19 protein-coding genes, 1 tRNA gene and 1 riboswitch are annotated in these 23,879 nt (G+C 70.8%); of the genes, 14 read left to right on the forward strand and 6 right to left on the reverse strand.

The window, feature by feature from the left end; translation table 11 throughout:
* The first annotated feature begins 12 nt into the window (after positions 1-12).
* The 10 genes from AC0KTA_RS22345 to AC0KTA_RS22390 all read left to right on the forward strand — a co-directional run bounded on the left by AC0KTA_RS22345 (position 13) and on the right by AC0KTA_RS22390 (position 12,944).
* On the forward strand, positions 13-1,797 hold the full coding sequence (locus tag AC0KTA_RS22345; protein WP_481050000.1) for a sel1 repeat family protein: 1,785 nt from the start codon (positions 13-15) through the stop codon (positions 1,795-1,797).
* A 30-nt stretch (positions 1,798-1,827) separates the two neighbouring features.
* Complete coding sequence (locus AC0KTA_RS22350) at positions 1,828-3,096, forward strand: cytochrome P450 family protein (protein WP_481050001.1); 1,269 nt, start codon at positions 1,828-1,830, stop codon at positions 3,094-3,096.
* A 168-nt stretch (positions 3,097-3,264) separates the two neighbouring features.
* Positions 3,265-4,374, forward strand: coding sequence for a LysM peptidoglycan-binding domain-containing protein (locus AC0KTA_RS22355; RefSeq protein ID WP_481050002.1), 1,110 nt, complete (start codon positions 3,265-3,267; stop codon positions 4,372-4,374).
* A 203-nt stretch (positions 4,375-4,577) separates the two neighbouring features.
* A riboswitch (cyclic di-AMP (ydaO/yuaA leader) is annotated at positions 4,578-4,769 on the forward strand.
* A gap of 4 nt (positions 4,770-4,773) precedes the next feature.
* The gene (locus AC0KTA_RS22360) at positions 4,774-5,502 is read left to right on the forward strand and encodes a transglycosylase family protein (RefSeq protein ID WP_481050003.1); all 729 of its coding nucleotides are present in this window, start codon (positions 4,774-4,776) and stop codon (positions 5,500-5,502) included.
* 374 nt (positions 5,503-5,876) lie between these two features.
* Positions 5,877-7,172, forward strand: a complete 1,296-nt coding sequence (gene eno, locus AC0KTA_RS22365; RefSeq protein ID WP_481056520.1) for a phosphopyruvate hydratase — start codon at positions 5,877-5,879, stop codon at positions 7,170-7,172.
* Positions 7,173-7,330: 158 nt separating this feature from the next.
* Positions 7,331-7,816 carry an FtsB family cell division protein gene (locus tag AC0KTA_RS22370; protein WP_481050004.1) on the forward strand — a complete coding sequence of 162 codons (486 nt, stop codon included), beginning with the start codon at positions 7,331-7,333 and terminating at the stop codon, positions 7,814-7,816.
* Between the two features lie 32 nt (positions 7,817-7,848).
* Positions 7,849-8,370 (forward strand): DUF501 domain-containing protein, encoded by a 522-nt coding sequence (locus AC0KTA_RS22375; RefSeq protein WP_481050005.1) that lies wholly within the window; start codon positions 7,849-7,851, stop codon positions 8,368-8,370.
* A gap of 231 nt (positions 8,371-8,601) precedes the next feature.
* Positions 8,602-9,543, forward strand: coding sequence for a Ppx/GppA phosphatase family protein (locus AC0KTA_RS22380; protein ID WP_481050006.1), 942 nt, complete (start codon positions 8,602-8,604; stop codon positions 9,541-9,543).
* Positions 9,544-9,966: 423 nt separating this feature from the next.
* On the forward strand, positions 9,967-11,367 hold the full coding sequence (locus tag AC0KTA_RS22385; protein ID WP_481050007.1) for an NAD(P)/FAD-dependent oxidoreductase: 1,401 nt from the start codon (positions 9,967-9,969) through the stop codon (positions 11,365-11,367).
* Positions 11,368-11,636: 269 nt separating this feature from the next.
* Positions 11,637-12,944, forward strand: a complete 1,308-nt coding sequence (locus AC0KTA_RS22390) for a class I SAM-dependent methyltransferase (RefSeq protein WP_481050008.1) — start codon at positions 11,637-11,639, stop codon at positions 12,942-12,944.
* A 130-nt stretch (positions 12,945-13,074) separates the two neighbouring features.
* Here the strand turns inward: AC0KTA_RS22390 and AC0KTA_RS22395 are convergent, their stop codons facing one another.
* Positions 13,075-15,597 (reverse strand): ABC transporter permease, encoded by a 2,523-nt coding sequence (locus AC0KTA_RS22395; RefSeq protein ID WP_481050009.1) that lies wholly within the window; start codon positions 15,595-15,597, stop codon positions 13,075-13,077.
* 198 nt (positions 15,598-15,795) lie between these two features.
* A complete protein-coding gene (locus AC0KTA_RS22400; RefSeq protein ID WP_481050010.1) occupies positions 15,796-16,572 on the reverse strand; it encodes an ABC transporter ATP-binding protein in 777 nt (258 codons plus the stop codon).
* A gap of 471 nt (positions 16,573-17,043) precedes the next feature.
* Between AC0KTA_RS22400 and AC0KTA_RS22405 the strand changes: the two genes are divergently transcribed.
* Positions 17,044-17,127, forward strand: a tRNA-Leu gene (locus AC0KTA_RS22405).
* A 106-nt stretch (positions 17,128-17,233) separates the two neighbouring features.
* On the opposite strand, the gene AC0KTA_RS22410 is transcribed toward AC0KTA_RS22405, so the two are convergent.
* A complete protein-coding gene (locus AC0KTA_RS22410) occupies positions 17,234-18,031 on the reverse strand; it encodes a VOC family protein (protein WP_481050011.1) in 798 nt (265 codons plus the stop codon).
* Positions 18,032-18,194: 163 nt separating this feature from the next.
* Here AC0KTA_RS22410 and AC0KTA_RS22415 point away from each other — a divergent pair, with 163 nt between their 5' ends.
* A complete protein-coding gene (locus AC0KTA_RS22415) occupies positions 18,195-19,370 on the forward strand; it encodes a 4-hydroxybenzoate 3-monooxygenase (RefSeq protein ID WP_481050012.1) in 1,176 nt (391 codons plus the stop codon).
* Positions 19,371-19,528: 158 nt separating this feature from the next.
* Positions 19,529-20,434, forward strand: a complete 906-nt coding sequence (locus AC0KTA_RS22420; RefSeq protein ID WP_481050013.1) for a Bax inhibitor-1/YccA family protein — start codon at positions 19,529-19,531, stop codon at positions 20,432-20,434.
* Between the two features lie 127 nt (positions 20,435-20,561).
* On the opposite strand, the gene AC0KTA_RS22425 is transcribed toward AC0KTA_RS22420, so the two are convergent.
* Positions 20,562-20,792: a DUF4287 domain-containing protein gene (locus AC0KTA_RS22425; RefSeq protein ID WP_016643352.1), complete on the reverse strand. Its 231-nt coding sequence runs from the start codon at positions 20,790-20,792 to the stop codon at positions 20,562-20,564.
* 101 nt (positions 20,793-20,893) lie between these two features.
* Here AC0KTA_RS22425 and AC0KTA_RS22430 point away from each other — a divergent pair, with 101 nt between their 5' ends.
* Positions 20,894-21,205: a hypothetical protein gene (locus AC0KTA_RS22430; RefSeq protein ID WP_481050014.1), complete on the forward strand. Its 312-nt coding sequence runs from the start codon at positions 20,894-20,896 to the stop codon at positions 21,203-21,205.
* A 45-nt stretch (positions 21,206-21,250) separates the two neighbouring features.
* On the opposite strand, the gene AC0KTA_RS22435 is transcribed toward AC0KTA_RS22430, so the two are convergent.
* Positions 21,251-22,075 carry a hypothetical protein gene (locus tag AC0KTA_RS22435; RefSeq protein ID WP_481050015.1) on the reverse strand — a complete coding sequence of 275 codons (825 nt, stop codon included), beginning with the start codon at positions 22,073-22,075 and terminating at the stop codon, positions 21,251-21,253.
* A gap of 268 nt (positions 22,076-22,343) precedes the next feature.
* The gene (locus AC0KTA_RS22440; RefSeq protein WP_481050016.1) at positions 22,344-23,564 is read right to left on the reverse strand and encodes an acetyl-CoA C-acetyltransferase; all 1,221 of its coding nucleotides are present in this window, start codon (positions 23,562-23,564) and stop codon (positions 22,344-22,346) included.
* Positions 23,565-23,879: the final 315 nt, after the last annotated feature.

Raw genomic sequence — 23,879 nt, forward strand, 5'->3', positions numbered from 1 at the left:
GAGGAGGCGACGTTGTACTGCCCGAAGTGCCCGGCCCGACTGGCTGACGACGTCCGCTTCTGCACGGAGTGCGGGTACGACATCGGCGAGCCGGTGTGCACTCCGCCGCCACCCGCCGCGCCGACGCCCGTCGTACCGCCACAGACCCCGGCGCGGAACAGTGTCGTCGGCGGCTCCACGGGACCGGTGATCCAGGCAGGCACCATCGCGGGCGGCGTCACCATCCACACCACCCCCGCCCCCGGCCCGGCCCCGGCAGACAGCTGGCCCCGCATCGGCAAGCTGCGCCGCCTCTGGTTCGGCGTGCGCCCCACGAGCCGCTTCGGGGACGAGCCGAGCCTGCCGCCGTACGTGCGGCGGGACTGCGACGAAGAGCTGCACGCCCTCGTCGCCCGGGGCCTGCGCGAGGGCGGCCTGGTCGTCGTCACCGGCGGGCCGCTGTCCGGCAAGACGATGACGGCGGCCTGGGCGGCACTGTCCGCCGGGACCGAGGCCGACGCCGAGCCCCGGGTACACGCCCCGCACCCCGGCACGGACCTGCGGGACATCGCGGCCCAACTGGGCGCCCGCACCGACTCCTACATCCTCTGGCTCGACGACTTGGAGGGCCACCTCGGCCCCCAGGGCCTCACCGCGGCGCTCCTGTCCAGGCTCACCCAGGAGCGCGTCCTCGTCCTCGCCACGATGCGCGACAAGGCGTACGACGAGCACCGCTTCGGCGGCGGCCCGGCGGCGCGCGTCCTGAGCGGCGCCCACACCGTCGAGCTGAGCCGCCGCTGGAGCGACGCCGAACTGGCGCGGCTCGCGCAGGCCGACGACCCGCGCCTCACGGACGCCGCGCAATGGCGCGGCAGCCGCGGGGTGACCGAATACCTCGCCCTGGGGCCGGAGTTGTGGGACGAGTGGCGCAGGGCTCGGCGCCCCCAGGCACACCCGTGCGGCCACGTCCTGGTGCGCGCGGCCATCGACCTCGCTCGCTGCGGGCTGGAGCAGGACATTCCGCTGGACCTGCTGCGCGGGATCAGTGTGGCCCACGACTGGCACGAGGCTTCCGGTCCTTACGAGCACGGGGACGAGTCGTTCGAGGACGCCCTCGCCTGGGCCACCCGCCTGCGGTACGAGGCGACCGGGCTGCTCGTCCCCGGAGCCGAGGCGGACACATACCGGGCCTACGGCTCCCTCGTCGCGGACGCCATGCGGTCCGGTGAGCTCGGGGCCGTACCGGACTGGCTCTGGTTCGACGTGGCCGACTTGGCGAGTGAGTACGGGCTCCACCTCGCGCCCGTGCTCATCGAGTGCCGCGCCGCCGTCAAGCCCCGGATCGCCGCGGGCGACATCGACGCGTACGTCCTGCTCGGCTTCGTCACGGAGCGCGCGGGCAACGTGTCGGAGGCCGAGGCCTTGTACCGCAAGGCCGCCGACCGGGGCCACGCCCGGGCCTGCAATCAGCTCGGCCACATCCTCGCGGGCCGTGGCGCCACCGTGGAGGCGATCAAGTATCTGGAGACGGCCGCGGAGGAGGGCCGGGAGGACGCGTACGTCACCCTCGGCAAACTCCACCGCGACCGCGCCCGCCACTGGCTCACCAAGGGCGCCGAGGCCGACGACCCGCAGGCGGCCTTCCACCTGGCCGAGCTGGTGCTGCGGCCGGGCCGCGTGGACCGGGCCGTCCGCTGGTACCGCGCGGCTGCCAAGGCCGGACACCGCGACGCGAAGTTCGCCCTGAACGTCCTGCGGGTCGGGCTCACCGCCCGCCCCGAGTCCGAGGAGCCCCCCGAGCCCCCAGGGATGCGCTAGTCGGGCCGGGGGCCGGATACCGTCGACGGCATGCACGACCAGCCCGCCGCCTCCGCCTCCCCGGACCTCTTCACGTGGGAGTTCGCCACCAACCCCTACCCCGCCTACGCGTGGCTCCGCGAGCACGCCCCCGTACACCGGACCACCCTCCCCAGCGGGGTGGAGGCCTGGCTGGTCACCCGCTACACCGACGCCCGGCAGGCGCTCGCCGACCAGCGGCTCAGCAAGAACCCGGCGCACCACGACGAGCCCGCGCACGCCAAGGGCAAGACCGGCATCCCGGGCGAGCGCAAGGCCGAGCTGATGACGCATCTGCTCAACATCGACCCGCCGGACCACACCCGCCTGCGCCGCCTGGTGTCGAAGGCGTTCACGCCGCGCCGCGTGGCCGAGTTCGCGCCGCGCGTGCAGGAGCTGACGGACCAGCTCATCGACACGATTCTCGACAAGCCCAGTGTGGAGAAGGGCGAGGCCGACCTCATCCACGAGTTCGCCTTCCCGCTCCCCATCTACGCGATCTGCGACCTGCTCGGCGTCCCCCGAGAGGACCAGGACGACTTCCGGGACTGGGCGGGCATGATGATCCGGCACGGGGGAGGGCCCCGGGGCGGGGTGGCGCGGTCCGTGAAGAAGATGCGCGGCTACCTCGCCGAACTCATCCACCGCAAGCGGGCCGAGCCGGGCGACGACCTCATCTCCGGGCTCATCCGCGCCTCCGACCACGGCGAGCACCTCACCGAGAACGAGGCCGCCGCGATGGCCTTCATCCTCCTCTTCGCCGGTTTCGAGACGACGGTCAACCTCATCGGGAACGGTACGTACGCGCTGCTCACGCACCCCGAGCAGCGGGAGGAGCTGCAGCGGTCCCTGAGCGAGGGGCACACTGGGCTCCTGGAGACCGGCATCGAGGAACTGCTCCGCTTCGACGGCCCCGTCGAACTCGCCACCTGGCGCTTCGCCACCGAGCCGCTGCGTATCGGCGGCCAGGACATCGCCACCGGCGACCCCGTCCTCGTCGTCCTCGCCGCCGCCGACCGCGACCCCGACCGCTTCGAGCGGCCCGACCTCCTCGACCTCTCCCGGCGCGACAACCAGCACCTCGGATACGGCCACGGCATCCACTACTGCCTCGGCGCCCCGCTGGCCCGCCTGGAGGGCCAGACCGCCCTCGCGACCCTGCTGCGCAGGCTGCCCGACCTGCAACTCGCCGCCGCTCCGGAGGAGTTGCGGTGGCGCGGCGGGCTCATCATGCGCGGCCTGCGCACGCTGCCGGTGACGTTCACGCCGCCCGGCCGCTGACGGTGGGTCCGGTACGTGACTGACGTACCGTCACGGCTGTGACTTTCACGTGATCTGCGCTGCATCGACTTGTGACTGACGTTCGACTGCGGCTACGTTCACGACGGCTCGGCACCTCAGAGCACCACGTGCCGCAGCTGTTCTTGTCGTCGCTCGAAAGGCACGTGCATGCTCTCCGGCCAAGGCCGTCACCGCCGCCCCCGCCAAGCCCCGGCGATCGTCGTCGCGGCGGGCGTCACCGGTTCCGCCATCGCCATCCCGCTGCTCGGCGCCACGAGCGCGAGCGCCGCGGACGCCACCACGTGGGACAAGGTCGCGGAGTGCGAGAGCGGTGGCGCGTGGAGCGCCGACGAGGGCAACGGGTACTACGGCGGGCTGCAGTTCTCGCAGGAGACCTGGGAGGACTACGGCGGCCTCGGGTACGCGCCGAGCGCCGACCAGGCCAGCCGCTCCCAGCAGATAGCCGTCGCCGAGAAGGTCCTCGACGACCAGGGCCCGGACGCCTGGCCGAGCTGCGCGCCGGTCGCGGGCCTCACCCAGGACGGCGCGGCCGCGGACGTCGACCCGGGCCTGCCGCCCGCGCCGACGAAGCCCGCGGAGCCGTCGGACGAGACGAGCGAGAAGCCCACCGATTCCACCGGCTCCACCGACTCGGGTGACTCCGCCGACAGTGACAAGGGCGGCAAGGACGGCAAGAGCGGCGACGCGGACACCGACCGGGAGACCGGCAAGCACCGCAAGCCCGACAGCGGCGACAGCACCGGCACCGGCGGAAGCGCCGAAGACAGCAAGGACGGCAAGGCGGAGACGGAGAAGGGGAAGGAGGGGAAGGGCGAGCAGGGAGAGAAGGGGAACGCGTCCGAGGACGAGGACGGCAAGTCCGAGGGCCGTGACAGCACTTCGCCCGACTCCGAGTCCCCCGGCGCCTCCGACGGCTCCTCGGACCCGTCGGACGCGTCTGAGCGCCCCTCAGGCCGCCACCGCGGCTCCAGCGCGGACGAGGCGACGGAGGGCGACTCCGACTCGGGCTCCGCGGGACGGCACGCCTCTCGCGGTGCGGACCGCGACACGCGTGACGGCGAGCGCACCACGGACACCTACACGGTCCGCTCCGGTGACAACCTCTCCCGGATCGCCGACCGGCACGACCTTGACGGCGGCTGGTCCTCGCTCTACGCGGACAACAAGAAGACCGTCGGCTCCGACCCGGACCTCATCCTTCCCGGTCAGCGACTCGAGCTGAGCGAGAAGCAGGCCGCGGAGGCGGACCGGAAGTAGGCACGGCGGAGCGGAAGTTGACTGGCAGTTCGCGGTTAATGTCCGGTTTAAAGACGGTGAGAGGCAAGTGAGAGATGGGTCTCAGAAGCCCTGATCGTCTTTGTAATTCGGGTGATTGCGTGTCTACGGTCGTGACCGCTCGCCACAGCGGGCCCCGCCGGTCGGTACGCCGAATCCTGCCAACGGCCGGACGGGAACAGTCGTCGCTTCGAGCGCCGAAGGCAGGAGCGGGGGACCCAAGGTAAGCGCCGGGCCCGTCCGCCCCGCAGTGAGCAAGTGAGCCGCTGCGAGACGGACAGGAACGGCTAGGGGTTAAGTCGCACGCAAGCCGTGCGGCCGGGCACTCACCCGCCCGAACCCGACAGCTCACCTCGCAGGCGTCGGTGAGGGGATCACTCCATGCTGTTTTCCGGCAAGGGCAAGCACCGCCGTCCGTCCAAGGCCACCCGTGCCGCCACTGTCGTGGGCGTCACCGGCGTCGCCGTCGCCGCCCCGCTGATGGCGGCCGGCTCCGCGAGCGCCGCCACCGGCGCCGAGTGGGACGCCGTCGCCCAGTGCGAGTCCGGCGGCAACTGGTCCATCAACACCGGCAACGGCTACTACGGCGGCGTGCAGTTCTCCGCCTCCACCTGGGCCGCTTACGGCGGTACGAAGTACGCGCCCACCGCCGACAAGGCCTCCAAGGCCCAGCAGATCGAGATCGCCGAGAAGGTCCTCGCGGGCCAGGGCAAGGGTGCCTGGCCGAGCTGCGGCGTGGGCCTGTCGGGTGCCGCGTACAACGGCGGCGGCGCCGAGCAGCCGCAGCAGCAGAAGCCGCAGCAGCAGCCCCAGCAGCAGGCCAAGCCCCAGCAGCAGCCCCAGCAGCAGGCACAGCCGCAGGCCAAGCCGCAGCAGCAGCCGCAGCGGACCGCCCCGCAGACCGAGTCGAAGAAGACCGTCGAGACCCCGACCGGCAAGGTCGTGAAGAAGGGCGACGGCGAATACAAGGTCAAGTCCGGCGACACCCTCTCCAAGATCGCCGAGACGCACGACGTCAAGGGCGGCTGGCAGAAGGTCTACAAGCTGAACGGCGACATCATCGACGACGCCGACTTCATCTACCCGGGCCAGCAGCTGCACCTCAGCTGAAGCTGAGCCCCGGCCCCGCCTCGACAGGCAGGGCATCCCCGTCCCCACGGGTCCCCTCGCCCCGGTGCGCGTATCCCCCGTACGCACCGGGGCGAGGTGCTGTCCGCCTCCGGACCGCGCACCAAGACCGCCCTCGCGTCGCCCGGTCTGTACGCCATGGGCGAAGCTACCGGTCGGTAGAACCTGGGCTTCCGTCCTGATTCCCAGGGAATTGGCCCGCCCGTCGTCCCACGGGGCGGGCGGTCGGCTGGCCGAAGCTCCCGGGCCCGTTAGGCTCAGGAGACGCAGGGCCGATGAAGACCATGCAAGCCATGCGCAAGCCGCGCCCCCAGTGGCGCACGCCATGCGCCCCTAGCGTCACATCCCAGAAGGAGATGCTCGTGCCGTCCATCGACGTCGTCGTAGCCCGGGAAATCCTGGACTCCCGAGGCAACCCCACGGTCGAGGTCGAGGTCGGCCTCGACGACGGGTCCACCGGCCGCGCCGCGGTCCCGTCCGGCGCCTCCACCGGCGCCTTCGAGGCCATCGAACTGCGTGACGGAGACGCCAACCGCTACGGCGGCAAGGGCGTCGAGAAGGCCGTCCTCGCCGTCATCGAGCAGATCGGCCCGGAGCTCGTCGGCTACGACGCCACCGAGCAGCGCCTGATCGACCAGGCGATGTTCGACCTCGACGCCACCGACAACAAGGGCTCGCTCGGTGCCAACGCCATCCTCGGCGTCTCGCTGGCCGTCGCGCACGCCGCGTCCGAGGCCTCCGACCTGCCGCTGTTCCGCTACCTCGGCGGTCCGAACGCGCACCTGCTGCCGGTGCCGATGATGAACATCCTGAACGGCGGGTCCCACGCGGACTCCAACGTCGACATCCAGGAGTTCATGATCGCCCCGATCGGCGCGGAGTCCTTCTCCGAGGCGCTGCGCTGGGGTGCCGAGGTCTACCACACGCTGAAGAAGGTCCTGAAGACCAAGGGCCTGTCGACCGGTCTCGGCGACGAGGGCGGCTTCGCGCCGAACCTGGAGTCGAACCGCGCCGCCCTCGACCTCATCGTCGAGGCCATCAAGCAGGCCGGCTACGTCCCCGGCGAGCAGATCGCGCTCGCGCTCGACGTCGCCGCGTCCGAGTTCTACAAGGACGGCGCCTACGAGTTCGAGGGCAAGTCCCGCTCGGCCGCCGAGATGACCGAGTACTACGCCGAGCTCGTCGAGGCGTACCCGCTCGTCTCCATCGAGGACCCGCTGTTCGAGGACGACTGGGACGGCTGGAAGGTCATCACCGACAAGCTGGGCGACAAGGTCCAGATCGTCGGCGACGACCTGTTCGTCACCAACCCCGAGCGCCTGGCCCGCGGCATCGAGGAGGGCTCGGCCAACGCGCTCCTGGTGAAGGTCAATCAGATCGGCTCGCTGACCGAGACCCTGGACGCCGTCGAGCTGGCCCAGCGCAACGGCTTCAAGTGCATGATGTCGCACCGCTCCGGCGAGACCGAGGACGTCACCATCGCCGACCTCGCCGTCGCCGTGAACTGCGGCCAGATCAAGACCGGCGCCCCGGCCCGCTCGGACCGCGTCGCCAAGTACAACCAGCTGCTCCGCATCGAGGAGATCCTCGACGACGCGGCGGTGTACGCGGGGCGCTCCGCGTTTCCGCGGTTTCGCTCTGCGAACCAGTAAGCGCAGCGCTCTGCGAACCAGTAAGCACAGCAAGGGCTGAGCTGCTTGAAGGGCTGAGCTGCTTCCAGGGCTAAGCCCTAGCCAGTCGTACGTACGTCCCCGTACTCGGTCCCGTACCGTGTGCGGGGACGTACGCGCGTACTGGGGAGGCGAGACACATGGCCGGGAAAGTCCGGGACAAGGACCGGTTCTCCACGGCGACCCGGCTGCGGCTGCTCGGCGAGCAGACCGCCGAGCGCGTCTACCGCTCGCAGACCAAGCGCCAGGCGCGCCGCTCCCGGCTCACCGGCCGGGCCGCGCTCCTCGTGCTCGTCGTCTGCTCGCTGGTCGTGGCGCTCGCCTATCCGATGCGGCAGTACGTGTCGCAGCGCGCCGAGATCGCCGAGCAGCGGCAGAAGCAGGCCGAGCACCGCGAGAACGTGGAGCGGCTGCGCGACGAGAAGGCCCGCTGGCAGGACGACGCGTACGCCGAGCAGCGCATCCGGGACCGGCTGCACTATGTGATGCCGGGCGAGACCGGGTTCACCGTCGTCGACCCCGCGGCCGCCGACGACCACCGCAGGGACGAGGGCGCGGCCGACCGGCCCTGGTACGCGAACGTCTGGGACGGCGTCGACAAGGCGGACCGTCCCCGCCCCAACTGACCCACCCCCCCCGCACTGACCGAAAGACAGGCATGGAAACGCCCCCGCCCCAGACCGAGTCCACCGCGCCCACGGACGCCGACATCGCCGCGTTCCAGGAGCAGCTCGGGCGCCCGCCGCGCGGTCTGCGCGCCATCGCGCACCGCTGCCCCTGCGGCAACCCGGACGTGGTCGAGACGGCGCCCCGGCTGCCCGACGGCACGCCGTTCCCGACGACGTACTACCTGACGTGCCCGCGGGCCGCGTCCGCGATCGGGACGCTGGAGGCCAACGGCGTCATGAAGGAGATGACGGAGCGGCTGGCGACCGACCCCGAGCTGGCCGCCGCGTACCGGGCCGCGCACGAGGACTACATCGCGCGGCGCGACTCCATCGAGGTGCTCGAAGGGTTTCCCTCGGCGGGGGGCATGCCGGACCGCGTGAAGTGCCTGCACGTACTCGTGGCCCACTCGCTGGCCGCGGGGCCCGGGGTGAACCCGCTCGGGGACGAGGCCATCGCGATGCTCCCGGAGTGGTGGCTGAAGGGGCCTTGCGTGGGCGCAGAACGGGCCTGACATGCCCTGACCCGGCACCGGGGCTGACCTGGCCCGCCGCTCCGCGACGGGCATTCCCCACCCACCCGCCCTTACTACCTGCCCCACACATCTCCGTACCGTGTGAGCACCGGGGGGCGTTGGCCCCCGCCCCCCACCCCCGCTCCACCGTGTGGGCACCTGGGCCGCCCAGGGGGCGGCACGGGTGGGCACACCCCGTCCCACGGCGCGATGACGACAAGGAGAACCCCGATGACCCGCGTAGCAGCCATCGACTGCGGCACGAACTCGATCCGCCTGCTCGTGGCGGACGCCGACCCGCAGACCGGTGAGCTGGTCGAGCTGGACCGCCGGATGGAAATCGTCCGGCTCGGCCAAGGCGTCGACAAGACGGGAAGGCTCGCCCCCGAGGCCCTGGACCGCACCTTCGCGGCCTGCCGCGCCTACGCCGAGGTCATCAAGGAACTCGGCGCGGAGCGCACCCGCTTCGTCGCCACCTCCGCCTCCCGCGACGCGGAGAACCGCGACGACTTCGTACGCGGCGTCCTCGACATCCTCGGCGTCGAACCGGAGGTGATCAGCGGCGACCAGGAGGCCGAGTTCTCCTTCACGGGCGCGACGCAGGAACTCAAGGGCCGCGACGACATGCCCACGCCCTACCTCGTGGTCGACATCGGCGGCGGCTCCACGGAGTTCGTCGTCGGCGACGGCCAGGTGCGCGCCGCACGCTCCGTGGACGTCGGCTGCGTACGCATGACGGAGCGTCACCTCGTGCGCGACGGCGTCGTCACCGACCCGCCCACCGAGGCCCAGGTCGCCGCGATCCGCGCGGACATCGAGGCGGCGCTCGACCTCGCGGAGGAGACCGTCCCGCTGCGCGAGGCCCGCACCCTGGTGGGCCTCGCGGGCTCGGTCACCACGGTGGCCGGCATCGCGCTCGGCCTCGGCGCCTACGAATCGGCGGCGATCCACCACTCCCGCATCCCGTACGAGCGCGTGGCGGAGATCGTCGAGCGGCTCGTGCACTCCACGCACGCCGAGCGCGCCGCGATCCCGGTGATGCACCCGGGCCGCGTCGACGTCATCGCCGCGGGCGCCCTCGTACTGCTGGCCATCATGGAGCGCACCGGGGCCCACGAGGTCGTCGTCAGCGAGCACGACATCCTCGACGGCATCGGCTGGTCCATCGCCTGACCACTGCTGGGCTGTTGATCGCTTGAGCGTGCCGTGCGACGCTTGAGCGGCCGGAAGGGGCCTCTGAAGGCCCCCCGGCGACACCCCGTCGGGAAACTTCGTGAAGTTCTTCACAAGGAAAACGGCCCTGTTGAGCGAGGTTTTGAGGAGTTCGGGCCGCGGACGGGTGGCCGGGACCTCGCGGGGCGGGCGCCCTGATCGCTTCCGGGGTGTTGCCGGTGCGTGAATGGGCGTGTGGTCCACTCGCCTCCGGAGCCAGGAGCGGCAGCTCAAGAGGGGTTGACAACGACTCGCGGTACACAGTGGTTCCCCTGGGGCGCCATGACCTGTGTCACGCGGGCGGCGAAGTGTAGCAGAGGGCCTACCCATGCTTGTGAAGGGGCGCACGAGCGACCCCTCCGAAGGGGGTGGATACTCGATGGCATGAGCACCACGGAGCGTCCCAGGATCCTCGTAGTAGGCGGTGGGTACGTAGGCCTGTACGCAGCTCGACGCATTCTGAAGAAGATGCGCTACGGAGAGGCGACCGTCACGGTCGTCGACCCGCGCTCGTACATGACGTACCAGCCCTTCCTCCCCGAAGCCGCGGCCGGCAGCATTTCGCCTCGGCACGTCGTCGTCCCGCTGCGACGCGTGCTGCCCAAGGCGGAAGTCCTCACCGGCCGGGTCACGACCATCGACCAGGACCGCAAGGTCGCCACGATCGCGCCGCTCGTCGGCGAGGCGTACGAGCTGCCTTTCGACTACCTGGTCATCGCGATGGGCGCGGTCTCCCGCACCTTCCCGATCCCCGGCCTCGCCGAGCAGGGCATCGGCATGAAGGGCATCGAGGAGGCCATCGGCCTGCGCAACCACGTGCTCGAGCAGCTCGACAAGGCCGACTCCACGACGGACGAGGACGTCCGCCGCAAGGCGCTCACCTTCGTCTTCGTCGGCGGCGGCTTCGCCGGTGCCGAGACCATCGGTGAGGTCGAGGACATGGCCCGGGACGCGGCCAAGTACTACAAGAGCGTGAAGCGCGAGGACATGCGCTTCCTGCTCGTCGACGTCGCCGACAAGATCCTCCCCGAGGTCGGCCCGAAGCTCGGCGCCTACGGCAAGGAGCACCTGGAAGGCCGCGGCGTCGAGGTCTACCTGAAGACCGGCATGGACTCCTGCGTGGACGGCCACGTGGTGCTGAACAACGGCCTCGAGGTCGACTCCAACACGATCGTGTGGACCGCCGGCGTCAAGCCGAACCCGGCCCTCGCGCGCTTCGGCCTGCCGCTCGGCCCGCGCGGCCACGTGGACACCCAGACGACGCTCCAGGTGCAGGGCACCGACTACATCTGGGCCGCGGGCGACAACGCCCAGGTGCCGGACGTCGTCGGCCGCAAGGCCGGCAACGAGAACGCCTGGTGCCCGCCGAACGCCCAGCACGCGCTGCGGCAGGCGAAGGTCCTCGGCGACAACGTGATCTCCGGCATGCGGGGCTTCCCGCAGAAGGAGTACAGCCACGCCAACAAGGGTGCGGTCGCCGGTCTCGGCCTGCACAAGGGCGTCGCGATGATCGTCATGGGCAAGATGAAGATCAAGCTCAAGGGCCGTCTCGCCTGGTACATGCACCGCGCGTACCACGGCATGGCGATGCCGACGTTCAACCGCAAGATCCGCGTCTTCGCGGACTGGACGCTCGGCATGTTCCTCAAGCGCGAGGTCGTCTCGCTCGGCGCCATGGAGAGCCCCCGCGAGGAGTTCTACGAGGCCGCCAAGCCCGCGCCCAAGCCCGCCGCGGCGAAGGCGGAGCCGACCGCCGCTCCCGCCGAGAAGGCCAAGGCCTCCTGACGCCGTAAGGCGCGAACAGCGCGCGTACGCGGCGTACGCGAGCACGAGCAACGCCCGAAGGGGCCTCCCGCCATCCGTGGTGCGGGAGGCCCCTTTCGGGCGTTTCACGCGTTTCACGCGGCCTTCTCCGCGTTTCGCGCCCGAGCTAGATGCTGGCTACATGTATTTTGCATATTCGTAACGAGGCAACGGGACTGCGCGGGCCCGCCGTTGGTGTTTACGTGGTGTTGGACCGTTCCGTTCCGGGATCGCCTTGACGGAGGTGCGTCATGCAGGACGCCGCACTGCGGCTGAAGAACCTTGCCGAGCAGTTGGTGGGAACCGAACTGCCGGTTCGAATCCGTGCCTGGGACGGATCGGAAGCGGGGCCCCCGGGCGCCCCCACCCTCGTCGTCCGCCACCGCCGTGCCCTGCGCCGGCTGCTGTGGAAACCGGGGGAGCTGGGCCTCGCGCGGGCCTGGGTGTCGGGGGACATCGACGTCGACGGGGATCTGTACGAAGCCCTGGACCGCCTGGCCGAGTTCATCTGGGAGCGCGGCGAGGACGCCCGGAGCCTCACCGACAACCTGCGCGACCCGCAGGTCCGGGCCGCCGCCCGCGCCCTGTTCGCGCTCGCCGCCCCGTTCCTGCCGCCGCCCGTCCCGCGCGAGGAGATGCGCAGGCCGGGCCGGCTGCACCGGCACACCAGAGGCAGCGACAAGAAGGCCATCAGCCACCACTACGACGTCGGCAACGACTTCTACGAGCTGGTGCTCGGCCCGTCGATGGTCTACTCGTGCGCCTACTGGGAGTCCCCCGACTCCACCCTGGAGGACGCCCAGCGCGACAAGCTCGAACTCATCGCCCGCAAGCTCGACTTGAAGCCCGGCATGCGGCTCCTCGACGTCGGCTGCGGCTGGGGCTCCATGGCCGTCCACGCCGCCCGCGAGCACGGCGTGAGCGTCGTCGGCGTCACCCTCTCGCAGGAGCAGGCCGCGTACGCCAGGAAGCGCATCGCCCAGGAAGGCCTGACCGACCGCATAGAGATCCGCGTCCAGGACTACCGGGACGTGCGCGACGGCCCCTACGACGCGATCTCCTCCATCGGCATGGCCGAGCACGTCGGCGCCGAACGGTATCTGGAGTACGCCGCCGACCTGCACGCCCTCCTGAAGCCCGGCGGGCGCCTCCTCAACCACCAGATCGCCCGCCGCCCGCAGGCCGACGAGTCCGCGTACTCCGTGGACGAGTTCATCGACGCGTACGTCTTCCCTGACGGCGAGCTGGCCCCCCTGGGCACCACGGTGGGCCTCCTGGAACGCGCCGGCTTCGAGGTCCGCGACGTCGAGTCCATCCGCGAGCACTACGCCCTCACCCTGCGCCACTGGGTAGCCAACCTGGAGGCGAACTGGCCCCAAGGCGTCCACCTCACCAGCCCCGGCCGAGCCCGCATCTGGCGCCTCTACATGGCCGCCTCGGCCCTGGCCTTCGAACACAACCGCATAGGGGTCAACCAGGTCCTGGCGGTACGCACACCGGAGGACGGAAAGTCAGGCATGCCGCTGCGCGCGAGACAGTGGGGCGAGCCGGGGAAATAAGCCCGTCCGGCGTTTGAGGACGAGCCGCGAAGCGGCGACAAGGGGGGGCAAGGGGGCGAAGCCCCCATATACGGCAGCGGGGCCTCGGGGTGACAGTCACCCCGAGGCCCCGCTCAGCAAGCCGCAGGCGTCACTCGGACTTGATGGCCTGCAGGGGATTCAGCCGCGCCGCGGACCGGGCGGGCCAAACAGCGGCAAGGACACCGACCACCGCAGCGATGCCAAGGAAGACGGCGATCCGCCCCACCGGCACCTCCATGGAGTACGTGGTCACCGTCCCGGAAATGCTGTCGCCCGCGACCCACCCGAGGAAGAGGCCAAGGCCCACGCCGAGCACGGCGCCGAACAGCGAGATGACGACAGACTCCAGCCGCACCATCTGCTTGATCTTCGCGCGGTCGAGCCCGATCGCCCGCAGCATCCCGATCTCGTGCTTCCGCTCGAAGACGGACATCGCCAGGGTGTTGATGACACCGAGGACGGCGACGAGGATCGCCATGGCGAGCAGGCCGTACAGCATGTTCAGCATCAGGTTGATGGCGCCGCCGACCTCGTTGCTGATGTCGTCCTTGTCCTGGATCTTGATGGCGGGGTTGTCGCCGAGCGCCTTCACGATGGCGTCCTCGGCCTGACCGGACGTACCGCCCTTCATCTTCAGGAGCACCTGCTGGTCGGTGATCTTCGACAGGTGCGGGTCGACGACCGCGGTCGGCGTGAAGATGCCCTCGAGCATCTCGTTGGACTTGTAGACGCCCGCGACCTTGAGCTGGACGGTCTTGTCGTCGTCGAACTTCACCGGGACGGTGTCGCCGGGCTGCAGGCCCTTGTCGTCCGCGAGGTCCTTGTCGACGAGGGCCGCGTCGCCCTTGAGCCCGGCCAGGGAGCCGCTGGTGAAGTCCAGGCCGACGAGCTTGTCGAAGGACTTGGGGTCGACGCCGGTGATGCGGCTGTAACTGCCGTCGGCCTCGCCCCAGGCGTTGCGCAGGGCACTGCTCGCCTCGACCTCGGGCAGGTCGGCCAGCTTCTGGTGGACCTTGGGGGTCAGCTGCTGGAAGTTCGCCATGGAGACGGCGTAGTCGGCCTTCAGGGAGTCCGTCGCCATCTTGTTGATGGCGCTGCCCATGGAGACCGCGACGACGGTCATCGCCGTGATGAGGGTCAGGCCGATCATCAGGGCCGAGGCGGTGGAGGCCGTGCGGCGCGGGTTGCGGACCGAGTTGAGGCGGGCCAGCTTGCCGGTGACGCCGAAGGGCTTCAGGAGCGGGCCAGCGGCGGCGATGAACGGACGGGAGAGCAGCGGCGTGAGGACGATGACGCCGACGAGGATCACCCCGGCGCCCCCGGCCATCACGTAGTTGTCCTCCATGAACAGCATGACCACGCCGAGGGCCACGATCAGCGAGCCGATGGTGTTGCGTACGACGAGGCCGCGCACCGTCGGCGAGGCGTGCACGCTGTTCATCGCGGCGACCGGCGGGATCTTCGCGGCGCGGCGGCCGGGCAGCCAGGCGGCGAGCATCGTCACGACCACGCCGATGAGCAGCGCCGTGACGATCGTGGTCGGGCCGATGACGAGGGGGCCGTCGGGCAGCGAGGCGCCGCCGGCGTTCATCAGGGACTCCAGGCCCACGGCCACGCCGATGCCGAGCGCGAAGCCCGCGACGGCGGCGACCAGGCCGACGATGAACGCCTCGATGAGCACGGAGCGCGTGACCTGGCGGCGGGAGGCGCCGACGGCGCGCATCAGGGCCAGTTCCTTGGTGCGCTGGGCGACCAGCATCGTGAAGGTGTTGGCGATGATGAAGATGCCGACGAACAGGGCGATGCCGGCGAAGATCAGCAGCACCTGGCTCATGGAGCTGGTGTTCTGCTCGATCATGCGGTCCTGCTCGGCCTTGAGCGAGGCGCCGGTCTCGGCGTCGGTGTCCTTCGGCAGGATCTTCTCGACGGCGCTCTTCAGCGCGGTCTCGGAGGTGCCGGCGGCGGCCTTCACGTCGATCTCGTCGTACTCGGACTTGCCGAGGACCTTGCGCGCGGTGTCGTTGTCGAAGACGACCAGGCTGCCGCCCGCGATCACGCTGCCGTCGTCGGTGTCGAAGACGCCGCTGACCTTGGCCGTCTTCACCGGTCCGTCGGTGGAGTAGCGGACCGTGTCGCCCACCTTGTAGCCGGTGCGGTCGGCGGTGCGACTGTCCAGGGCGATGTCGCCGGCCGCCTTGGGGGCCGCGCCCTCGGTGAAGTCGTAGCGCGGGTCCTTGCCGTCCTTGCCCGGGTAGTAGTTGGAGCCGGTGGTGCCCCAGTCGCCGCCGACCAGCTTGCCGTCCTTGTCGGCGAGCGCGGTGAAGCCGGAGACGCTGCCGAGCGCCGACTGGGCGCCGGGCAGGTCCTTGGCCTTGGCGAGCAGCGAGTCCGTGAGCCGGGGCGGCTGCTTGGCCTCCTGGCCGTCGTCGTTGTCGCGGGAGCCGCCGTCCGGCTCGATGGCGACCGAGACGTGGTCGAAGCTCTTGGCCGACTTGTTCTTGTAAGCGGAACCGAAGGTATCGGTGAAGACCAGAGTGCCGGAGACGAACGCGACGCCGAGCATGACGGCAAGCACAGTCATCAACAGCCGGGCCTTGTGCGCGAGCACATTGCGCAGGGCAGTACGGAACATGGGTGAGAGTCCTGGTGAGGGTGGGCCGGTCAGTGGCGGGCCCGGGGCGGAAGACGGCGGCGCCTGAATGCGCACGGTGAGGGGAGCGCCCCGAAGGGGCGCGGGGAACTGCGCGACCAGCCACAACCGGCCCGCAGCCCCAGGCGAACGCTCAACCCCCGCGGCGACGAGGTGCGCCCGCACAGGGCCAAGCAGCTACTAGCTGGTCCGGCCCTTGGCGTCAAAGTGCTTCATGCGGTCGAGCACCCGCTCCGCGGACGGCTGCAGCATCTCGTCCACAACACGGCCGTCGGCCAAAAAGATCACGCGGTCCGCGTAGGAGGCGGCGACCGGGTCGTGGGTGACCATCACGACGGTCTGGCCAAGCTCCCGCACGGAGTTGCGAAGGAAGCCGAGAACCTCGGCACCGGAACGCGAGTCCAGGTTCCCGGTCGGCTCGTCACCGAAGATGATCTCGGGCTGGGAGGCCAGCGCGCGGGCCACGGCCACGCGCTGCTGCTGGCCGCCGGACAGCTCGGTCGGCCGGTGGGTGAGGCGCTCGGCCAGGCCCACCATGGAGATGACCTGCTCCAGCCACTGCTTGTCCGGCTTGCGGCCCGCGATGTCCATCGGGAGCGTGATGTTCTCCAGGGCGGTCAGCGTGGGCAGCAGGTTGAACGCCTGGAAGATGAAGCCGATCTTGTCCCGGCGGAGCTTGGTGAGCTGCTTGTCCTTGAGGGTGGACAGCTCGGTCTCACCGATGCGTACGGAGCCGCTGCTGAAGCTGTCAAGGCCGGCCACGCAGTGCATCAGCGTGGACTTGCCGGAGCCGGACGGGCCCATGATCGCGGTGAACGCGCCCTGCCCGAAGTCGACGGAGACACGGTCCAGCGCGACGACCTGCGTCTCGCCCTGGCCGTACACCTTGGACAGCTCCGTGGCGCGCGCGGCCACGCTGGTCGCGCGGGGGGCGGCGAAGGAAGTGGTGGTGGTCACGGGACGGTGCTCCTGTCGGGACGACGAGTGGGGATGTACTCCATCGTCGCGGCGGAACGGGCCCCTGGAGTCAGCCGCTGTTCCGGTTCCTGGGGGCGACTCGGGTCGGACTCGGAGGGGCCATGTCATACCTGGGGATGACGGGAGCCCCTGAGACGCGGCCCGGCGGGGTGCAGCGGAGAGAGCCCGGCCGGGCGCGGCGGCGACAGCTCGGCAGAGCCCGGCGGCGACGGCTCGCACGGCGCCAGCCGAAAGCGCTTCCCCCACACCGCACAGGACGGCTAAATTCCGTCAATTCCCTCACGTTCGCGGACCCCCGCCCACAAGGCCCGTGGCAAGTACCACCGGCGCGTACCAGGTGCTGATGCACCCTCAGACGTCAATAAAATAAGACAACGTCGGGCTGTCGTTCCGCTGTTCGGGGGATGCCTCCCGATAGGGTCGAAGCCTCGTTGCGGGGCCTACGCACCTGCCCGGATGGTGGAATGCAGACACGGCGAGCTTAAACCTCGCTGCCCCTTTGCGGGCGTACCGGTTCAAGTCCGGTTCCGGGCACCTCCACCGCCATCGTGCTCGTCGGAACGGCCCGCGACCGGGAAGCCGGTCGCGGGCCGTTCCGTGCAGGAAGCGCGTGCCGATCCCCGCGCCACCTGATGTCCTGTCAACTCGACTCGGGCTCTGCGCTCTTGATGATCGCGAAGGGTGCGCCCGCGGGGTCGAGCAGCATGGCCAGGCGGCCGATGCCCGGGGCCTCGGTGGGCGGGATGATCATGGTCCCGCCGGCCGCGGTGGCCCGGGCGAGGGTGGCGTCGCAGTCGGCCACCTCGAAATACGGGTGCCACTCCGGGGTCGAGCCCGCGTCCAGGTTCTCCTGCGGGAGCTGCATGAGCCCGCCGTGGCTGTTCTCCTCGGTGCCGCCCGCCGGGGTCAGGACGGTGTACGTGACGTCCGGGCCCATCTCCATGTCGGTCGTCTGCCAGGAGAACACCGCGCGGTAGAAGTCCTTGGCGCCGGCGGCGTCCGTGGTGTACAGCTCCGCCCAGGTCAGGGAGTTGGGGGCGCTGACGAGGTCCACGCCCTTGGTCTCGCCCGGCTGCCAGACGGCGAAGTCCGCGCCCGCCGGGTCGGTGAACTGGCCCATGCGGCCGAAGCTGAACACGTCGTCCGGGGGCATCCGGACCGTGCCGCCCGCCTGCTCGACGGCCTTGGCGGTGGCGTCCGCGTCCGGCGTGTGGAAGTACAGCGTCCAGGCGGGGGACGCGCCCTCCTCGGTCAGCGCGCCGAGCCCGGCGATCGTGTTGTCGTCCTGCAGGAAGAAGCCGTACCCGCCGCCCTCCGGTCCTGCCGACTGGAAATGCCAGCCGAAAACAGCGGAGTAGAAGGAGACCGCGGCGTCGGTGTCCGGGACGCCGAGGTCCAGCCAGTTCGGGGCGCCGGGGACGAAGTCGGTGGAAAGCATGATCCTGCCCTTCGCAGCGTTTTCCTGGGCACTTCTCAGCATGGCAGCCACCACTGACAACCGCGCCGCGAACCGGGGAGCCGCCGGACCCCCGCTCCTCAAACGCCGGAGGGGCTGCATTTCCACCATTGACACCTTTCCCGCCCCGCCCGACACTCCCGTGATGCGTACCACCGTCGCGATCATTGGTGCCGGGCCCGCCGGCCTGCTGCTGGCCCGGCTGCTCGACGACGCCGGTGTCGAATCCGTCGTCCTGGAGAGCCGCGACCGCGCCTACGTAGAGCGGCGCCAGCGCGCCGGGATCCTGGAGCAGGGCACGGCGGACACGCTGCGGGCGGCCGGCGCGGGCGACCGCATGGACCGCGAGGGACTGCCGCACACCGGCATCGAGCTGCGCTTCGACCGCCGCAGGCACCGCGTCGACTTCCCCTCGCTCACCGGCGGCCGCTCGGTCCTCGTCTACGCCCAGACCGAGGTGTGCAAGGACCTCATCGCCCTGCGCTTACGCACGGGCGGCCCGCTGCTCTTCGGCGCCGAGGCGCTGGCCGTGGAGGACGCGGACACGCACCACCCGCGCGTGCGCTACCGCCACGAGGGCCGCGAGCGGGTGATCGAGTGCGCGTACGTCGCCGGGTGCGACGGTTTCTGGGGCGCGTCCCGCAGGGCGGTGCCGCCCGCGCTCTCCCGGACGTACGAACGTACGTACCCCTTCGCCTGGCTCGGCGTCCTCGCCGACGTGCCGCCCTCCCACGACGAGCTGGTGTACGCCCGCCACGACCGCGGCTTCGCCCTGCTGAGCCAGCGGTCCCCGGCCGTCTCCCGCCTCTACCTCCAGGTCCCGGAGCACACCGACACCGCCGACTGGAGCGAGACGGACATCTGGGACGAGCTGGAGCGCCGCACCGAGACGGACGACGGCTGGCGGCTGGAGCGCGGCCCGGTCACGGCCGCGTCCGTCACCCCGATGCGCTCCTACGTCCACGAGCCCATGCGGCACGGCCGCCTCTTCCTCGCCGGCGACGCCGCCCACATCGTGCCGCCCACCGGCGCCAAGGGCCTCAACCTGGCCGTCGGCGACGTCGTCACCCTCGCCCGCGCCCTCGTCGCCCACCACGGCACGGGCGACCCGGCGGGCCTCGACGCGTACTCCGCCGCCTGCCTGCGCCGCGTCTGGCAGGCCGAGCGCTTCTCGTACGCGATGACGGCCATGCTGCACCGCCACCCCGACGCGACCCCCTTCGACGACCGCCTCCAGCTCGCCCAGCTCGACCGGATAGCCACCACCCGCTCGGCCGAGGCCGACCTCGCCGAGGCCTACACGGGTCTCTCGGTCGACTGACGTCGCCCGACCAGCCGCGCCCCGGGAACACCGGACTCCGTCTCGAGCGTTCTCCCGTCGCAGAGAGGGAAAGATCCTCCCCAAGCACTAGGCACATCCTTTTGCCTACGCATTACTCTTGAACCCAAAGCCACGCACGGTGGCCATGGAGGAGTGAGATGAGGAGCAGTAACCCGGTCTTCTCGCGACGGGGGTTCAGCCGCGACAACGGCTATGCGGGCTTCAACGCGCAGCCGCAGGCCGGGGGAGCCGCCGCAGTCGGGACGCAGGCCAATCCATACGCGGGCGCGGGCCAGCAGGCCCCCACCAACCCGTACGCCAACAACCCGTATGCCCAGCCGGGCCTCCAGGGCGCCCCGCCCCAGGCCCCGGTGACCACCGGCCGCATGACGATGGACGACGTCGTCATGCGTACGGCCACCACGCTCGGCGTCCTCGTCGTCACGGCCGCGCTCGCCTGGGCGCTGCTCCCGGTGGACGACGCCAACATCAGCAGGTCGTACGGCATCGCGATCGGCGCCGGCATCCTCGGGATGATCCTGGGCTTCGTGCAGGCCTTCAAGCGCAAGGCCTCGCCGCCCCTGATCCTCACGTATGCCGCGCTGCAGGGTGTCTTCCTCGGCGTCGTCTCCAGCGTCGTCGACAACCGCATCGCGAGCGGCGCGGCCATGCAGGCCGTGCTCGGCACGATGGCCGTCTTCCTCGGCGTCCTGGTGGCGTACAAGGCCGGATGGATCCGCGTCAACCGCCGCTTCTTCGGCTTCGTGATGGCGGCGGCCCTCGGCTTCATCCTGCTGATGGGTGTGAACCTGCTGTTCGCGGCCTTCGGCGGCGGTGACGGCCTCGGCTTCCGCAGCGGTGGCCTCGGCATCATGTTCGGCATCATCGGCATCCTGCTCGGCGCGTGCTTCCTGGCCCTGGACTTCAAGCAGGTCGAGGACGGCATCGCGTACGGCGCCCCGCGCGAGGAGGCCTGGCTCGCCGCCTTCGGCCTCACGATGACGCTGGTGTGGATCTACCTGGAGTTCCTGCGGCTGATCGCCATCCTGCAGGGCAACGACTGACGGCCGTCCCCGGGGCGGCCGACGTCCTGAACTGAACAAACGGCTCATGGCCGAAGGGCCCGCGGAATGATTCCGCGGGCCCTTCGTCGTTGCGTGGGTCTGTCTGCCGGGGGAACGGGGGTCGGGGTCAGAAATACTTGCGCGCGGCGCGGCGGAGGTCGTACTCGTGGATGATCGCCTTGGCGTGGCCGTACGCGAGGTTGTGTTCGCCGCGGAGCCAGCTCACCTTCTCCTCGAAGCGGAAGAGAGAGGGGCCCTCGTCGACGGTGCGGAGCCAGTCGGAGACTTCACGACCTGTGCAGTGGGGGATTCGGGCAAGCAGATTGCGGTGGGTCTCCTCGGAGAAGACTTGGGACATCGGCGCCTCCGGACGCGTTCGATGTGGTCCGTCCTTCACGCCACCGTGCCTGAGCGTTCCGGTATTGGCAACAGTCCCGGCTCGGCGCGTAGGGTCGCACAGTGCTCGATACGACGCCTTTGATCACGGCAGTTGACCGTTTCGCCGACCGGCTGCGGGCCGCGCCGCAGTCCCGTCTGCAACGCGGGGCGGCGGCCGAAGCGCTGGAGCTCGCCCGCGAGTTGGCGGCGCGCGCGCAGGTGCGGGAGTCCCCCCGGGCGGAGCCCCGGGTGATGCCGGACGCGGGCATGTTCGCGGCCGCCGACCAGGTCACCGTCGCGGGGCGGGACCTGGCCGTGGTGCTCCACGACGAGAGCGAACTCGCGGAAGCGGTGCGCCTGGTGGAGGAGGCGGTGGGTCGGGCCGGGGTGTGACCGGTGGGCCGCCTGCCGTGCGCGGCCCTCGGGTGCCGGTGCGGGTCAGACCGAAGCGATGACGCGGTCCGCGAGGATGTAGACGTTTTCCGTACCGCACGCGAACGTCAGGGCGTACGCGCCCGAGACGCCGGAGCCGCCGAGAAGCACTGGGGCCTGGCCGTCGCGCAGGGCGGCGGCGAGGAGCTCCGCGGTCTCGCGGTGGCCCGGGGTCATGCAGAGCGTCGTGCCGTCCGTGAAGACGTAGACGTCCAGGGTGCCGAGCGGGCCCGGGCGGACGTCGGCGAGCGCCGTGCGGGCGTCGGCGAGCTCCTCCAGGCAGGCCACAGTGCGCTCGTGGTCGCTGTGCGCGGGGGTCTGGACGGGGACGAAGTCGGGGTGCGAGGGGTGGCGGCGGCGGGCCGCGGCCAGCTCGGGGGAGTCTCCGGCGAACTCGTCGGCCGCGGCGGCGGGGTCGGCGAAGGGCTCGACGACCGGCTCCAGGCTCTCGGACTCCAGGCCTGCCAGGTCGGCCTGGCGCGGCAGGAAAAGCTCGTCCGCGATGCTCTCGGGCAGCCCGCTCAAGAGCGAGGGGGTGTCCGCGATGTCGCGCGCCTCCTGGGCGGCCCAGAACGCGCGCGCCTCGGCCAGCTCGCGCTCGCGCTCCTCGGCGAGGGCGTCGGCGACGGCCGCGCGTATCTCCTCGGTGTCCACCGCGGTACGGGCGGCGGGCACGGCGGCGCGACCGCCCGCCGCGCCGCGGCTCTCGGCCAGCTCGGTGCGCAGCTCGGTGATCTGCTGCCGCAGGCCCCGCACGGAGCGCAGGGCGGCGGTCCCCACGGCCGTGGCAGCGGCCGCGGAGAGCAGCAAGGCAAGATGCATGGCGCTCACTGACGTACTCCCGGTTTCAAGTCGACCCCCGACTTCCTACATCAGCTTGAAGCCTGCACCATCCTGCTGTCAGTGCATTACGTCACGAAATGGACAGGACTTTCGGCCCGGTGTTTATCCGTGGATCCATGCTGACCTGGGCATATGCGCCTCCCCCAGGAGATTGGTCACATCCTGGGGGAGATTGGGTCACGAACGTGTGGAGGGGCGTGCGCGGCCGCTGTGTCCCGACGCGTGAGACGGGCGGCCACCCAGGGTGCCGACTCTGTCAGCTGAGGTGCTCGATGACCATCGCCATGCCCTGACCGCCGCCGACGCACATGGTCTCCAGGCCGAACTGCTTGTCGTGGAACTGGAGGCTGTTGATCAGTGTGCCGGTGATGCGGGCGCCCGTCATGCCGAAGGGGTGGCCGACGGCGATCGCGCCGCCGTTGACGTTCAGCTTGTCGAGGGGGATGTCCAGGTCGCGGTACGAGGGGATCACCTGGGCGGCGAAGGCCTCGTTGATCTCGACCAGGTCGATGTCGCCGATGCCGAGGCCGGCCCGCTTGAGGGCCTGCTTGCTGGCCTCGACCGGGCCGTAGCCCATGATCTCGGGGGAGAGGGCGGAGACGCCGGTCGACACGATCCGGGCGAGCGGGGTCAGGCCGAGCTCGCGGGCCTTCGTGTCGCTCATGATCACCAGGGCGGCGGCGCCGTCGTTCAGCGGACAGCAGTTGCCCGCCGTGACCAGCCCGTCGGGGCGGAAGACGGGCTTGAGACCGGCCACGCCCTCCATCGTGACGCCCGCGCGCGGCCCGTCGTCCTTGCTGACGACGGTGCCGTCGGGGGTCGTGACGGGCGTGATCTCGCGCTCCCAGAAGCCGTTCTTGAGGGCTTCCTCGGCGAGGTTCTGGGACCGCACGCCGAACTCGTCCATGTCCTGGCGGGTGATGCCCTTGAGGCGGGCGAGGTTCTCGGCGGTCTGACCCATCGCGATGTACGCGTCCGGGACCAGTCCGTCCTCGCGGGGGTCGTGCCAGTCGGTGCCGGTCTCCTGGGCGCGGGCCTCGGTGCGGGCCTCCGCGTCGGCGAAGAGGGGGTTGTGGGTGTCGGGGAGGCCGTCGCTCGACCCCTTCGCGAACCGCGACACCGTCTCGACGCCGGCCGAGATGAAGACGTCGCCCTCGCCCGCCTTGATGGCGTGCAGGGCCATGCGGGAGGTCTGCAGCGAGGAGGAGCAGTAGCGGGTGACGGTACAGCCCGGGAGGTGGTCCATCCCCATCTGTACGGCGACGATCCGGCCCAGGTTGTGCCCCTGCTCGCCGCCGGGCAGGCCGCAGCCCAGCATCAGGTCGTCGATGTCCTTCGGGTCGAGCGCCGGGATCTTGGCCAGGGCGGCCTGGATGATCGTGGCGGTCAGGTCGTCCGGGCGCAGCTCCTTCAGGGAGCCCTTGCCGGCACGGCCGATGGGGGAGCGGGCGGCGGAGACGATCACGGCTTCGGGCATCACGGGCTCCTACTGGCGGGGGCGCCCTTAACAGGGCAGGGCTCACTGGGAAGTTACCTGCCCGTAGGGCTGTGGGCACCCGGTAGGGAGTGTGACCCCGGCCGCATTTCTAAGCGAGCGCTCACCGGGGGCTCTGCCCCCGGACCCCCGCTCCTCAAACGCCGGAGGGGCTGGATTTCCCCGCCCACCCGCCCCATCACGCCCGAAGGGCGAAAAGGGCGGGCGGGTGGCCCATCACGCCCGAAGGGCGAAAAGGGCGGGCGGGTGGGAGAAAGCCCGTCCGGCGATTGAGGACGAGCCGCGGAGCGGCGATCG

The organism is Streptomyces sp. Y309, from assembly GCF_056712025.1.